10 protein-coding genes are annotated in these 13,679 nt (G+C 71.2%); 7 read left to right on the top strand and 3 right to left on the bottom strand.

Annotated elements, in window-relative coordinates; genetic code table 11:
• Nucleotides 1–18 precede the first annotated feature (18 nt).
• A complete protein-coding gene (locus tag ACZ5U5_RS38220) occupies nucleotides 19–573 on the top strand; it encodes a GNAT family N-acetyltransferase (RefSeq protein WP_469031101.1) in 555 nt (184 codons plus the stop codon).
• Between the two features lie 59 nt (nucleotides 574–632).
• On the opposite strand, the gene ACZ5U5_RS38215 is transcribed toward ACZ5U5_RS38220, so the two are convergent.
• Both ACZ5U5_RS38215 and ACZ5U5_RS38210 read right to left on the bottom strand, forming a co-directional pair.
• The gene (locus ACZ5U5_RS38215; protein ID WP_469031100.1) at nucleotides 633–2,162 is read right to left on the bottom strand and encodes an amino acid permease; all 1,530 of its coding nucleotides are present in this window, start codon (nucleotides 2,160–2,162) and stop codon (nucleotides 633–635) included.
• A gap of 78 nt (nucleotides 2,163–2,240) precedes the next feature.
• Entirely contained in the window at nucleotides 2,241–3,233 is a 993-nt protein-coding gene (locus tag ACZ5U5_RS38210; RefSeq protein ID WP_469031098.1) for a hypothetical protein, read from the bottom strand.
• Nucleotides 3,234–3,476: 243 nt separating this feature from the next.
• On the opposite strand from ACZ5U5_RS38210, the gene ACZ5U5_RS38205 reads away from it, so the two are divergent.
• From ACZ5U5_RS38205 to ACZ5U5_RS38180, 6 genes are all read left to right on the top strand, one after another.
• Nucleotides 3,477–4,949 carry an FGGY family carbohydrate kinase gene (locus ACZ5U5_RS38205; protein WP_469031096.1) on the top strand — a complete coding sequence of 491 codons (1,473 nt, stop codon included), beginning with the start codon at nucleotides 3,477–3,479 and terminating at the stop codon, nucleotides 4,947–4,949.
• Nucleotides 4,946–6,403 (top strand): FAD-dependent oxidoreductase, encoded by a 1,458-nt coding sequence (locus ACZ5U5_RS38200; RefSeq protein WP_469031094.1) that lies wholly within the window; start codon nucleotides 4,946–4,948, stop codon nucleotides 6,401–6,403. The genes ACZ5U5_RS38205 and ACZ5U5_RS38200 overlap by 4 nt, the downstream gene beginning before the upstream one ends.
• Nucleotides 6,400–7,623: an FAD-dependent oxidoreductase gene (locus ACZ5U5_RS38195; protein WP_469031092.1), complete on the top strand. Its 1,224-nt coding sequence runs from the start codon at nucleotides 6,400–6,402 to the stop codon at nucleotides 7,621–7,623. The genes ACZ5U5_RS38200 and ACZ5U5_RS38195 overlap by 4 nt, the downstream gene beginning before the upstream one ends.
• A gap of 305 nt (nucleotides 7,624–7,928) precedes the next feature.
• Complete coding sequence (locus ACZ5U5_RS38190; RefSeq protein WP_469031090.1) at nucleotides 7,929–9,116, top strand: thiolase family protein; 1,188 nt, start codon at nucleotides 7,929–7,931, stop codon at nucleotides 9,114–9,116.
• 57 nt (nucleotides 9,117–9,173) lie between these two features.
• A complete protein-coding gene (locus tag ACZ5U5_RS38185; RefSeq protein WP_469031088.1) occupies nucleotides 9,174–10,694 on the top strand; it encodes a long-chain-fatty-acid--CoA ligase in 1,521 nt (506 codons plus the stop codon).
• Nucleotides 10,695–10,707: 13 nt separating this feature from the next.
• Nucleotides 10,708–11,451: a sulfite exporter TauE/SafE family protein gene (locus ACZ5U5_RS38180; RefSeq protein WP_469031086.1), complete on the top strand. Its 744-nt coding sequence runs from the start codon at nucleotides 10,708–10,710 to the stop codon at nucleotides 11,449–11,451.
• A 105-nt stretch (nucleotides 11,452–11,556) separates the two neighbouring features.
• On the opposite strand, the gene ACZ5U5_RS38175 is transcribed toward ACZ5U5_RS38180, so the two are convergent.
• Nucleotides 11,557–13,647: an MDR family MFS transporter gene (locus ACZ5U5_RS38175; protein WP_469031085.1), complete on the bottom strand. Its 2,091-nt coding sequence runs from the start codon at nucleotides 13,645–13,647 to the stop codon at nucleotides 11,557–11,559.
• Nucleotides 13,648–13,679 lie beyond the last annotated feature (32 nt).

Below are 13,679 nucleotides of genomic sequence, written 5' to 3'. Positions count from 1 at the left end.
GTTCCCTAGGCTTGGCGCATGATCACCGAATCCGCCCGCATCACCCCGGACGTCGTCATGCGCCCCGCCCGGCAGGAGGACGCCGAAGGTCTCGCGCACGCCCGGCTGCGCAGCCGCGCTCATCTGGAGCCGTGGGAACCCAGCAGACCCGAGGACTACTTCACCCGGCAGGCGCAGGCGGCCAGGCTTCGCGCCCAACTGGAGGAGTGCAGGTCCGGGCGGACGGCTCCCTGGGTGCTCGACCGTGACGGGGACATCGTCGGCTCGGTCACCTTGTCCCACATCGTCCTCGGCCCGTTGCGCAGCGGGAATCTCGGCTACTGGATCGACGTGAACCACATCGGCCGCGGCCTCGCCACCGCCGCCGTCGAGCAAGCCTGCGTCCTCGCGGACACCGAGCTCGGCCTGCACCGCGTCGAAGCGGGCACGCTCCTCGACAACGTGCCCTCGCAGCGCGTCCTCACCAAATGCGGCTTCGAGGAGTACGGGGTCGCGCCGAAATTCCTGCACATCAACGGCGCCTGGCGCGACCACCGGCTCTTCCAGCGCATCCTCAACGACCGCACCCCCTGAGGCGTTTCCAGGGGACGCGGCCGGTCGAAGAATGCGCAAGTGCCTGCAAGTACAGGCGCCTAGACGATGTCCTCTGCGATCTCCGCCTGCTCCCGCTCCGACCCGTACGCCGACGGCGTGCTGTAGGAGCGCCGCGCCACGAACCACCACACCGTGGCGAGGGTCAGCACCACGACGAACGCGATCGACGCGTAGTTCATCGTGTCGACGGTCACCGGTGAGACCTGCGGCAGGCAGAACAGGACCGTCACGAACGCCACCCAGATCACCGCGATCCAGCCGATGGGCTTGCTCCAGCGGCCCAGGTTCCACGGGCCCGGCTCGAAGCGGTCGCCCGCCCGCAGCCGCAGGTAGATCGGGATGGCGTACGCGGGCGTGATGCCGATGACGTTGATGGCGGTGACGGCGGTGTAGGCGGTCGTCGAGTACAGCGACGGCAGGGCGATGACCGCGGCGAGGCCGACCGAGAGCCACACCGCGGGCACCGGGACCTGGGTACGGGAGCTGACCTTGCGCCACACCTTCGATCCGGGCAGCGCGTTGTCGCGGCTGAACGCGAACACCATCCGGCTGGCCGCCGCCGTCTCGGCGTTGCCGCAGAACAGCTGCGCCACGATCACGATGAGCAGCAGGGCCGTCGCGCCGGACTCGCCGATGGCGTCGATCATGATCTGCGCCGGTGGCACCCCGGTCTCGGTGTTCTGGGTGCCCGCGTAGTCCTGGATCGCGAACGTGAGGCCGGCAAGCAGTACGAAACCGGCTATCCAGGACGCCCAGATGGCACGCACGATGCCGCGTGCCGCGGTCACCGAGGCGTTGGAGGTCTCCTCCGACAGGTGGGCGGAGGCGTCGTACCCGCAGAAGGTGTACTGCGCCAGGAGCAGACCGATCGCGGTGACGTAGAGCGGGTTGTCCCAGCCGGTGTCGTTGACGAACTCGCCGAAGACGAAACCGGGCGACTGGTGGTGGTCGGGCACGATCGCGAGGACGCCCACGATCACGGCGACACCGGCCACGTGCCACCACACGCTGATCGAGTTGAGCAGACTGACCAGACGCACGTTGAACAGGTTCAGCACGGCGTGCAGGAGCAGGATGCAGAGGAAGATCAGGAAGGTCTTCTCGGGCGTCGGCGTGAAGCCGAACTTCAGGTTCAGGAACGCTCCGGAGAAGAGTGCCGCGCCGTAGTCGATGCCCGCGATGGCGCCGAGCAGGCCGAGCAGGTTCAGCCAGCCCGTGTACCAGCCCCAGCGCCGGCCGCCGAGCCGGTCGGCCATGTAGTAGAGGGCACCCGAGGTCGGGTAGGCGCTGGTGACCTCGGCGAGCGCCAGGCCCACGAAGAGCACGAAGAGGCCGACGCCTGCCCAGCCCCAGAGCATCACGGCCGGGCCGCCGGTGCCGAGTCCGAAGCCGTACAGGGTCATGCAGCCGGAGAGGATGGAGATGACGGAGAAGCTGATGGCGAAGTTGCCGAAGCCACCCATCCGACGTGCCAGGACCGGCTGGTAACCGAGCTCCCTGAGCCGTTGTTCCTCGTCGGGCAGTGGGGCCGCGGTCGAGTCGGGACTCGACCAGGTGGTGCGGGACACGGATGTACCTCCGTCGGGGAGCGGTGGACCGGGGAAGCTGGTGGTGCTGATTTCGATGGACCGTGCCGAGGAGGGTGCTCAGTCCGGATCCCGTACGGCGCTCAGACAGCGCGTACGTGCCTGCGTGAATACCTCGGCCGCAGCGTCGGCGTCGCCGGGCGAGCGCGTGCGGTACGTCCAGGGCGCCACGGTGTAGAAGGGGTCGAGCACCTCGAACACCCGGGCCGCGTCCGCGAATTGGTGGGCGCCCCATAACGCGTGGGCGACGTGGCTGAGGTCGAGGAGCGAGGTCGCCGCGGGCCGGGTGTGCTCAAACCACAGGTGCAGGGCGCGCAGGGCGGAGCGGGTCGCGTCCTCACCGATCCAGTGCAGGTCCAGGGCGTTTTCCGCGCCGCCGTCCTTGCGGTACCGCTCGACGCGCACATACAGGGGCAGTACGTGCAGCGCGGAGCCCGCGGGCGCCGAACCGGACGCCCAGTGAGCGAAGTTGACCGCTTCGGTGAGCGGGCCTCCGGGGCGCCGGGTGTACGCGAACTGCAGCATCCGGTGGTAGGCCTCGCGGTTGCCGGGGTCTCGCTTGTCGGCCTCGGCGAGGAGGTGCCAGGGGCCGGGGAAGAGCATCGGCTCGGGGGCGGGCACCCGGTGTTCGTCCCAGCGCTGCCCCTTGTCGAGCTGGGCGAGGGCGAGCAGGCAGACCCACGGCACGGGGTCCTCGGGGGAGGCGTCGATCGTGGCTCCGCAGGCCGCTGCCGCCTCGCGCCACAGTTCGTTGGTGTGGCGGTGACCGGCGCGATGGGCGCGCAGGGTCCGCTCGACCAGGACCCTGGTGTGCAGGACGGACGCCGCCGCGCTGTGCGGCTCCTCGGCCTGCCACGCCCTGACCACGTCGGAACCGGCGACGGCGGCGGCGAGGATCTGTGTGCGCTGCGTCCAGAGGCCCCAGTCGGGGGTCGAGTCGAGCAGGTTGCGCGTCGACACCCAGCGACCCGTCTTGAGGTCCTGGAGAACGGCGCGCAACTGTTCGTCGTGGCCCGCCGGGTGGTACACGGGGCGGCCTGACGGAGTGGGCATGAATCCTCTGTGGGGGAGGAGAAGGCGGGCATGGGCTGAACTGGCGTGTGCGGGACTGATGTTGTTTGTTCGGCGGTCAGTGTAGATCTGTAACTTCCGTTTACAGTGCGGTTCGTGGATCTTTTGGGATCGACTTGTATTCAACTCGGCGCGCCGGTTGGCAATCTGAGAAAAGATCAGTCAGGTGTCCGCCCGCGAAGGGGCCTCTTGACGCCTTCCTGGGCGTTGTTGCAGGCTTCCGCGGTGATCACCCACGGCAGCGGACCGCGCGGCGAGGCTGTCCTCGCCATCGACCAGGGCACGTCCGGCACGAAGGCTCTCGTCCTCTGCCCGGAGCGCGGGGTGATCGGTTCCGGTGCCGCGCCCGTACGCCCGCGCCACCTCCCCGGCGGCCGGGTGGAGGTCGACCCGGCGGCGCTCCTCGCCTCGGTCGTCGACGCGGGACGCCGCGCCCTCGCGGACGCCGGGGAACCGGTCGCCGCCGTCGGCCTCGCCAACCAGGGCGAGACGGTCCTCGCGTGGGACCCCGCCTCCGGCCGCCCGCTGACCGACGCGATCGTCTGGCAGGACCGCCGAGCGGAGTCGCTCTGCACCGAACTCGCCCCGTACGCGGACGAATTGAGACACCTGACAGGGCTCCCCCTCGACCCCTACTTCGCCGCGCCGAAGATGACTTGGATACGCCGCCACCTCACCCGGGAGGGCGTCGTCACCACCAGCGATGCCTGGTTGATCCACCGGCTCACCGGCGAGTTCGTCACCGACGCGGCGACCGCCGGGCGCACGCAGCTCCTCGACCTGGACGACGCCACGTGGGCGCCGCGCGCCCTTGACGTCTTCGGCCTCGCCGACGAGCGCCTGCCCCGGGTCGTCGACGCGGCGGGCCCGGTCGGCACGACGAGGGCCTTCGGCCCCGAACTCCCGCTGACCGGCCTCCTCGTCGACCAGCAGGCCGCGCTGCTCGCCCAGGACGTGACCGAGCCGGGCACCGCCAAGTGCACCTACGGCACCGGCGCGTTCCTGCTCGCCCAGACCGGCTCCCGCCCGCGCCGCGGCGACTCCGGCCTGGTCAGCTGTCTCGCCTGGCGTCTCGCGGGGGAGAGCAGCTACTGCCTCGACGGGCAGGTCTACACGGCCGCGTCCGCCGTCCGCTGGCTCACGGACCTCGGCGTGATCGAGGGGGCGGCGGACCTCGACCTGGTCGGCTCGTCGGTGGTCGACGCGGGCGGCGTCACCTTCGTGCCCGCGCTAGCCGGGCTCGCGGCGCCCTGGTGGCGCGGCGACCTGCGCGGTTCGATCACCGGACTCGGCCTCGACACCGCCCCGGGCCATCTCGTCCGTGCCCTGTGCGAGGGCCTCGCGGCCCAGGTGGTCTCCCTCGCCGACGCCGTGGCCGCCGACCTGGGCGAGCCCTTGACGAGCCTGCGCGTCGACGGCGGCCTGACACGCTCGGCCCTCCTGATGCAGACCCAGGCGGACCTCCTGCAACTCCCCGTGGAGGTATCGGCGTTGCCCGATGTCACCGCCCTCGGTGTGGGGGCCGTCGCCCGCATGGGCCTCGATCCGCAGCTCACGGTGCGGGACGCCGTCCCCCGGTGGCAGCCCGCCGCCGTGTACGAGCCGAAGATCGACGCCACGCGGGCCGCCGAGCGCCTCGGTGGGTTCCGCACGGCGGTCGACGCCCTGCTCGACCGCGCGCCCGCCCCCTCGTCATGAGCGTCACCACCAAGGGGCCGCTGCCCTCCGAGCCCTACGACGTGACGGTCGTCGGCGCCGGGGTGGTCGGCTCGGCCATCGCCAGGGAGCTCGCCCGGCACCACCGCCTCCGCGTCGCCCTGGTCGAAGCCTCCGGGGACGTGGGCGACGGCACGTCGAAGGCCAACACCGCGATCCTGCACACCGGCTTCGACGCCGTGCCCGGCTCCCTGGAGGCCCGCCTCGTACGCGAGGGAAGCCGCCTACTGGCCGCGTACGCAACCGAGACGGGCATCCCCGTCGAACCCGTCGGGGCACTGCTCATCGCCTGGGACGAGGAACAACTCGACGCGCTCCCCGGCCTGTTGCGCAAGGCGGAACGCAACGGCTACGACGAAGCCCGCATCATCGACGCCGACGAGGTGAGGTCTCGCGAACCACACCTGGGCGAAGGTGTGTTGGGTGCTCTCGACGTCCCCGGCGAGTCCATCATCTGCCCCTGGACGACGACACTCGCGTACGCCACCCAAGCCGTGCGCGGGGGAGTGGACCTGCACCTCAACTGCGCGGTGGAGAAGATCGGTCCAGCACGATCACCGGACGACGACGACTCCGCCTGCCGTGAACTGACCACGCCCCGCGGCGTCGTACGCACCCGCCACCTCGTCAATGCCGCGGGGCTGCACGCCGACGTACTCGACCGGCAGCTGCTCGGCCGCGGCGAGTTCACCGTGACCCCGCGCCGCGGCCAGCTCATCGTCTTCGACAAGCTCGCCCGGGACCTGGTCAGCCATATCCTGCTGCCGGTGCCCACAGCGCTCGGCAAGGGCGTGCTGGTGGCGCCGACCGTGTACGGCAACGTTCTTCTCGGCCCCACCGCCGAGGAGCTGGACGACAAGGGCGCCACGGGCACCACTGAGGACGGTCTCGCCGGGCTGCGCGCCAAGGGCCGGCGCATCCTGCCCGCGCTCCTCGACGAGGAGGTCACCACGGTCTACGCCGGGCTGCGGGCGGCCACCGAGCACGACGACTACCAGATCCACGCCGCACCGAAGGAGCGGTACATCACCGTCGGCGGCATCCGCTCCACGGGCCTCACCGCGTCGATGGCGATCGCGGAGTACGTCGTGGGCCTGCTCGCCGAGACCGCTGACCCAGACCTCGGCCTCGACCTGACAGCCCCCGAGGCCCTGGAGCCGGTGCGCATGCCGAACCTGGGAGAGGCCTTCCCGCGCCCCTACCAGCGCGCCGACCTCATCGCGACCGACCCCGCGTACGGCAGCATCGTCTGCCACTGCGAACGCGTGACCCGCGGGGAGATCAGGGACGCCCTCATCAGTACCGTTCCGCCCGGGTCTCTGGACGGACTGCGGCGCCGGACACGGGCGCGGGGCGGGCGCTGCCAGGGGTTCTACTGCGGGGCCGCCGTACGGGAACTCTTCGACGGCTGGGGCGAGTCGGGGGCGGCGCGATGAGGCGGCAGCGCAGCGTGGACGTACTCGTCGTGGGCGCGGGCCCCGCGGGACTCGCCGCGGCCGCGCGCCTCGCCGCGTCGGGCGCGGGCACGGTGGAGGTCCTGGAGCGGGAGGCGCGGGCCGGCGGGGTGCCGCGGCACTGTCACCACGCCGGGTTCGGGCGGTGGGGAGTGACGGGGCCGCAGTACGCGGAGGGCCTCGTCGAGGCCGCGCTCGGTGCCGGAGCGGCCGTGAGGACCGGGGTGAGCGCCACCGGCTGGGCCGGGCCGCTGGCCCTGGACACGACCGGGCCGCACGGCCTGGAGCGGATCACCGCGCGTGCCGTGGTCCTCGCCACGGGCGCGCGGGAACGGCCTCGGACGGCGCGGCTCGTCCCGGGGACGCGCCCGGCGGGGGTCTTCACCACGGGAGAGCTGCAGCAGGCGGTCGACATCTACCGGCAGGAGATCGGGACCCGCGCGGTCGTCGTCGGCGCGGAGCCGGTGAGCTACGGGGCGCTGTCCGCGCTGCGGCGCGCGGGCGTGGAGGTCGTCGCGCTCGTCACGGAGGAGGCGCGTGCCCAGGTGGGCCGGGGCAGGGCCGCGGTCGCCAGACTCGGAGTGCCCTCGGTACCGCTGCTGACCGGGGCCTCGGTGACCGAACTCCTGGGCCGCGGGAGGCTGTCGGGAGTGCGCCTGCGGCGGGAAGACGGGCGGGAGTGCGTACTCGCCTGCGACACGGTGGTGTTCACCGGCGACTTCGTCCCCGACCACGAGCTGGCGCGACGCGGGGGCGTGCTCCTCGACCCCGGGACGCGGGGCCCGGCGGTGGACACCTCGTTCCGCACCGCGTCACCGGGGGTCTTCGCGGTGGGCAGCGGGGTGCACGCGGTGGAGCCGGCGCGGGTGGCCGCGGGGGAGGGGGCGCTGGTCGCGGGTTCGGTGCGGCGGCATCTCGGGGGTGCGGGGTGGCCGGGCGGCGCGGTGCCGGTGGTGGCCGAGGCCCCACTGCGGTGGGTGGCGCCGAACCGGCTGGTGCCGGATGCTCCGAGCGGCCGCTTTGTCCTGCGGACGGCGGAGGCTCTGGTCTGCCCTGTTCTGGTGGTGAGGCAGGACGGGCGCCTCTTGCACCGGCAACGGGTACGGCGAAGGGTGCTGCCCAACCAGGGGGTGTATCTCTCGGGGGGTTGGGTCGGGAGGGTGGATGCGGGGGATGGTCCGGTGCGGGTGACGGTTGTGTAGAGCATTTTTTTGGCCCCAGTCCCGCCCCTTCCCGAAAACCCGCTCGGCGCGGGGGCCTTGTCCTCAAACGCCGGACGGGCTGAGTCTTTCAGCCCTCCGGCGTTTGAGGAGCGGGGTCTGGGGCGGAGCCCCAGGTAGGTCCGGGGCGCAGGCACGGTTTTCGGGAAGGGGCGGGGTTGGGGAAAAGACCGCTCTTCCGCCCAGCGCAGCCTCCCCGTACACTCAAAACTAGCAGTGCTAATTTACATCGAGCCGTCACGCAGTGACCCCGCAGACGATGACCGCAAACGATCCGGAGCCGTATCGTGCGCCCAGTCCACTTCGCCGCAGCCCGCCGCACCCCCATCGGCAAGCTCCGCGGCGCCCTCTCCGCCGTCCGCCCGGACGACCTCGCCGCCACCGTCGTGCGGGGCCTCCTGGCCGGCACACCCCAGCTGGATCCGGCCCGGATCGACGACGTGTACTGGGGCGCCGCCAACCAGGCGGGCGAGGACAACCGCAACGTGGCCCGCATGGCCGCCCTCCTCGCCGGTCTCCCGGACTCCGTGCCCGGCGCCACCGTGAACCGCCTCTGCGCCTCCGGTATGGAAGCCGTCACCGCCGCCGCCCGCACCATCGCCTCGGGTGAGGCCGACATCGTCCTCGCGGGCGGCTCCGAGTCGATGAGCCGCGCCCCCTTCGTGCTGCCCCGACCCGACGAAGCACTGCCGCACAAGATGGAGACCGCCGACACCCGCCTCGGGTGGCGCCTGGTCAACCCCGCCATGAAGGACCTGCACGGCGTCCTCGCCATGGGCGAGACCGCCGAGGAAGTCGCCGAGCGCCACGGCATCTCCCGCGAACGCCAGGACACCTTCGCCCTCCGCAGCCACCAAAAGGCCACCGAGGCCCGCAAGAACGGCCACTTCGACGACGAGATCCTCCCCGTCACGCTGCCCGACGGCACCCTCGTCGAACTCGACGAATGCATCCGTGAGGACACCTCGTACGAAAAGCTCAGCGGCCTGCGCCCCGTCTTCCGCAAGGGCGGCACCGTCACCGCGGGCAACGCGTCGCCGATGAACGACGGCGCGGCAGGACTCCTCCTCGTCAGCGAGGAGGCCCTGAACGACCTCGGCCTCGAATCCCTCGGCCGGTACGTCGCGGGGGCCTCCGCCGGTGTGCACCCGGACGTCATGGGCATCGGGCCCGTGCCCGCCACGCAGAAGGCGCTCGCCCGCGTCGGCTGGTCCGTCGACGACCTGCGGGAGGCCGAGTTCAACGAGGCGTTCGCGGCCCAGGCACTCGCCTGCGTCGACGCCCTGGGCATCGACCCGGAGCTGGTGAACCCGACCGGCGGCGCCATCGCCATCGGCCACCCCCTCGGCTGCTCCGGCGCCCGCATCCTGACCACGCTGCTGCACCGCATGCGCCGCACCGGCTCGGCCCGTGGCCTCGCCACGATGTGCGTGGGCGTCGGCCAGGGCAGCGCGCTCCTGGTCGAGCGCGGCTGAATCCCCCGCCTCACATCTGCAAGGCCGCACGGAACGCAAGGAAACGGAGCACCACCCATGGCCACGCTGTCCCTCGCCGCGATCCTCGCCGAGCCCGCCCGACGCCGACCGGACCGCACCGCCCTCGTCGAGGGCGAACTGCGGCTCACCTTCGGCGAGTTGTGGGAGCAGGCCCGTACGCAGGCCGCGGCGCTCGTGGGGCTCGGGGTGCGGCCGGGAGACCGCGTGGCCCTGATGGCGCCCAACACCGCCGAGTTCCCCCGCGCCTACTACGCGATCCTCGCCGCGGGCGGCGTCGTCGTCCCCGTACACCTCCTGCTCTCCGCGGAGGAGGTCGAGCACGTCCTGCGGGACAGCGGCGCCACCCTGCTCCTCTGCCACCCCGCGCAGGCCGAGACGGGTAAAACCGCTGCCGCCGCCACCGGCGTACGGATGCTGACCCTGGGCGAGGGCGGTGAACTGGAGACCCTGGCGGGGGCAGCCGAGCCGCTGACCAGCTACGTCACCCGTGAGGCCGACGACCCCGCCGTCGTCTTCTACACCAGCGGCACCACGGGGGTCCCCAAGGGTGCCGTACTCAGCCACTTCAACCTGGTGATGAACGCGACCGTCTGTGCCTTCGACGCCCATGACGTGCGCGACGACGACATCGCGCTCGGCGCGCTCCCGCTCTTCCACGCGTTCGGCCAGACCGTCTCCATGAACGCGACCTGGCGCGCGGGCGCGACGCTCGTCCTGCTGCCGCGCTTCGACGCCGCGCGGGCGATCGAACTGATGGCGGCGGAGGGCGTCAACACCTTCCACGGCGTTCCGACGATGTACGTGAACCTCGTGGCCGCTGCTGCCACCGCCGCCTCCGAACTGCCCACGCTGCGGCTCGCGGTCTCCGGCGGCGCCTCGCTGCCCGTGGCCGTGCTCGAACGCTTCGAGGAGGCCTTCGGCGTACCGGTCTACGAGGGGTACGGCCTCTCCGAGACCTCGCCCACCGCCTCCGTGAACCAGCCCGTCTTCGGCACCAAGGCGGGCAGCATCGGCCACCCGCTGTGGGGCGTCGACGTGGAGATTGCCCGAGCCGACGTCGAGGGGCGGATCGAGCTGCTTCCGACGGGTGACCTTGGCGAGGTCGTGGTCCGTGGCCACAACGTCTTCTCCGGCTACCTGGGGCGCCCGGAGGCTACCGCCGAGGCCGTCGTCGACGGCTGGTTCCGCACCGGTGACCTCGGGACCAAGGACGCCGACGGGTTCCTGGCCATCGTCGACCGCAAGAAGGACGTCATCATCCGCGGCGGCTTCAACGTCTACCCGCGCGAGGTCGAAGAGGTGCTGATGCGCCACCCGGACGTCGCGCACGTCGCCGTCATCGGCCTGCCCGACAACGTGCACGGCGAGGAGATCTGCGCCGTCGTCGTCGCGGCGCCGGGCGCGGTCCCTGACGCCGCGGGCATCACCGCGTGGTCCAAGGAGCACCTGGGCCGCCACAAGTACCCGCGCCGCGTCGAGTTCACCGGCGAACTGCCGCTCGGTCCCAGCATGAAGGTCCTCAAGCGGGAGCTGCGCGTCACCTACAGCGGGGCGTAGGTTTCGCCCTGGCATGGACATATCTCTCTGGGAATTCGCCGCGCTCGCCGCGGCCGCGGTGCTCGTCGGCTTCTCGAAGACCGCCGTCAGCGGAGCCAACACGGTCAGCCTCGCGGTCTTCGCCGCGGTCCTGCCGGCGCGCGAGTCGACCGGCGTCCTGCTGCCCATCCTCATCGCGGGCGACGTCCTGGCCGTCCTCATCTACCGCAGGCATGCCCACTGGCCCACGCTGTGGCGGCTGTTCCCCGCCGTCGCGGGCGGCGTGGTGGTGGGCACCGTCTTCCTGATGTGGGCCGACGACGCCGTGGTGCGTACGTCGATCGGGGCGATCCTGCTGATGATGGCGGCGGTCACGCTGTGGCGACGCCGGGCCGTCGCGGACGGGGCGGAACCCTCGCGCCGCTCCCGCCTCAAGGCCCCCTCCTACGGCGTGCTCGGCGGGTTCACCACCATGGTCGCCAACGCGGGTGGCCCGGTCATGTCGATGTATCTGCTTTCCGCGGGCTTCCAGAAGCTCAGCTTCCTGGGGACGTCGGCGTGGTTCTTCCTCATCGTCAACACCTCCAAGGTGCCGTTCAGCGCGGGCCTCGGCCTGATCGACGCGCACTCACTGCTCCTCGACGCGGCACTCGTGCTCTTCGTCATCCCGGGAGCCCTCATCGGCAAGGCCGCCGTGCACCGCATCAACCAGCGTCTCTTCGAGCAACTGGTCATCGGGGCCACCGTGCTCGGCGGCCTCCAACTGCTGCTGCGCTGAACCGCCCGAGTCCCGCCGCGCGGTGCCGCGAAGCCCGCCCGGCCGCACTCGAAGGCGACGTACGCATCGGGGGGTCGGCGGTGTGGAGGGGCCCCGGCCAGGGACCTAGGCCCTGCCCGCAGAGATCGGGGCCGGCTTTCTCGCCTCGGGGGCGAGGCCGTGCTCCAGGTCCTCCACGAGCAGCCGCTTCGCGATCGCGTCGACGGCCTTGACGAGATCCTGGTCGGCGGGACGCCCGCTGTCCCTCTCCACCTGCTCGCCCAGCCACCTGGCCCACGCCTTGCCGATCACGTCGGCCTCGCGTTCCCCCGCGGGGGTGTGCGAGAAGAGCATGCCGGTGCGGGTGAGGAAGCCTTCCTCGACCATGCGGTCGAACACCGGCACCAGGACTTCGGCCGGCAGCTGACGCCGGGCGGCGATCAGGCTCAGATTCGCGTGACCGACCATCCGGTCGAAGAGCGTCACCTGCATCACGGCCCACGCGCCGGCGATGTCGAGCCGGGTGTCGGACTCACGGATGACACGACGAGCGGTGTCCATCCCGGTGTTGCGGATGATGTTGCCCACCGCCAGTTCGAGCACCCGGTCCGGGCTGCCGCCCGAGGTCGGCGACGCGAAGCCCTCGCCCATGTCCGATGAACTCATCCGCGCGCTGTCCCGCAGCTGCACCTGCTTGAGGAAGAGGGCCACCAGGAATCCGAGCAGCGCCACGGGCACCGTCCACAGGAACACGGTGTGCAGCGTGTCGGCGTACGCCTTGATGATGGGCGCCGCCGCCTCCGGGGGGAGGCCGTGCAGCCCCGCCGGACTCTGCGCGGCCTTGGCCACCACGGCGGGATCGGCGGACCCGGCCTTCGCCGCCGCCGCGACCCCGTCCTCCAGATTCGGCTTCAGCGTATTGGCGTAGATCGTCCCGAACACGGCGGTGCCGAAGGAGCTGCCGAGCGTACGGAAGAAGGTGACCCCGGAGGTCGCCGTCCCCAGATCCGAGTAGACGACGGTGTTCTGCACGGCGATCGTCAGGACCTGCATGCAGAGCCCGATACCGGCACCGAGGACGAACATGTACAGGGATTCGAGCCAGGTGCTGGTCTCGTTGTCCATCAGCGAGAGCAGATAGAGCCCGAGTGCCATGACCAGCGCACCCACGATGGGAAAGATCCGGTACCTGCCGGTCTTGCTCACCACGTTGCCGCTGAAGACCGACGCGATGAGCAGCCCGATCACCATGGGCAGCGTCCGCACACCCGAGATGGTGGCCGAGTCCCCGTCCACGTATTGCAGATAGGTCGGCAGGAAGGTCATCGCGCCCAGCATCGCGAAGCCGACGATGAAGCTGAGGATCGAGCAGACGGTGAAGACGGGATTGGCGAAGAGCCGCATCGGCAGCATCGGTTCGGCGGCCCGCGTCTCGACCACGCAGAACAACGCGAGCGCGATCGCGCCGCCCGCGAACAGCGCGATGATGGTGCCCGAACCCCACGCGTACTGATTGCCGCCCCAACTCGTCGCCAGGATCAGCGCACTGGCGCCGATCGCGACGAACGCGATGCCGAGATAGTCGATGACGGGCCGTACCGCCGACTTCACGACGGGGATGGTGCGCGCCGCGGCGATCACCACGACGATCGCGATGGGGACGTTGACGTAGAAGGCCCAGCGCCAGGTCAGATGGTCGGTGAAGAGCCCGCCGAGGAGTGGGCCGATGACGGTGGCCACCCCGAAGACCGCGCCGATCGCACCCTGGTACTTCCCGCGTTCACGCAGCGGGATGACGTCGGCGATCAACGCCATCGAGGTCACCATGAGACCGCCCGCTCCGATGCCCTGCAGCGCACGCCAGGCGATGAGCAGCGTCATGTTGGTCGACAGACCACACAGGAACGAGCCGGTGATGAAGATGATCGCCGAGACCTGAAAGACGATCTTCCGCCCGAAGAGATCGCCGAACTTTCCGACGAGCACGGTGGCCACGGTCTCGGCGAGCAGATACGAGGTCACGACCCACGACATGTGCTCGGCGCCGCCCAGATCCGCCACGATCGTGGGCAGCGCGGTGCCCACGATGGTCTGGTCGAGCGCGGCGAGCAGCATCCCCAGCATGATCGTCACGAAGACGATGTTGCGGCGGCGCTTGTCCAGGACGGGCGGCCCCTGCGCGGGGGCCTCGGCGGCGGGCTCGGCGGTGGTCGTCACACCGTCACCCTCACACCGGGCACGGGCGTGTG

It is taken from the genome of Streptomyces sp. NPDC033177, assembly GCF_055577715.1.
The sequence above is the reverse complement of the archived record's forward strand: the minus strand, read 5'-3'. Positions and strand labels throughout refer to the sequence as shown.

Bases quoted from the DNA above. Each gene is read 5' to 3' on its own strand.
- ACZ5U5_RS38200 (WP_469031094.1), top strand. From the start codon at position 4,946: ATGAGCGTCACCACCAAGGGGCCGCTGCCCTCCGAGCCCTACGACGTG.
- ACZ5U5_RS38210 (WP_469031098.1), bottom strand. From the start codon at position 3,233: ATGCCCACTCCGTCAGGCCGCCCCGTGTACCACCCGGCGGGCCACGAC.
- ACZ5U5_RS38195 (WP_469031092.1), top strand. From the start codon at position 6,400: ATGAGGCGGCAGCGCAGCGTGGACGTACTCGTCGTGGGCGCGGGCCCC.
- ACZ5U5_RS38185 (WP_469031088.1), top strand. From the start codon at position 9,174: ATGGCCACGCTGTCCCTCGCCGCGATCCTCGCCGAGCCCGCCCGACGC.
- ACZ5U5_RS38220 (WP_469031101.1), top strand. From the start codon at position 19: ATGATCACCGAATCCGCCCGCATCACCCCGGACGTCGTCATGCGCCCC.
- ACZ5U5_RS38180 (WP_469031086.1), top strand. From the start codon at position 10,708: ATGGACATATCTCTCTGGGAATTCGCCGCGCTCGCCGCGGCCGCGGTG.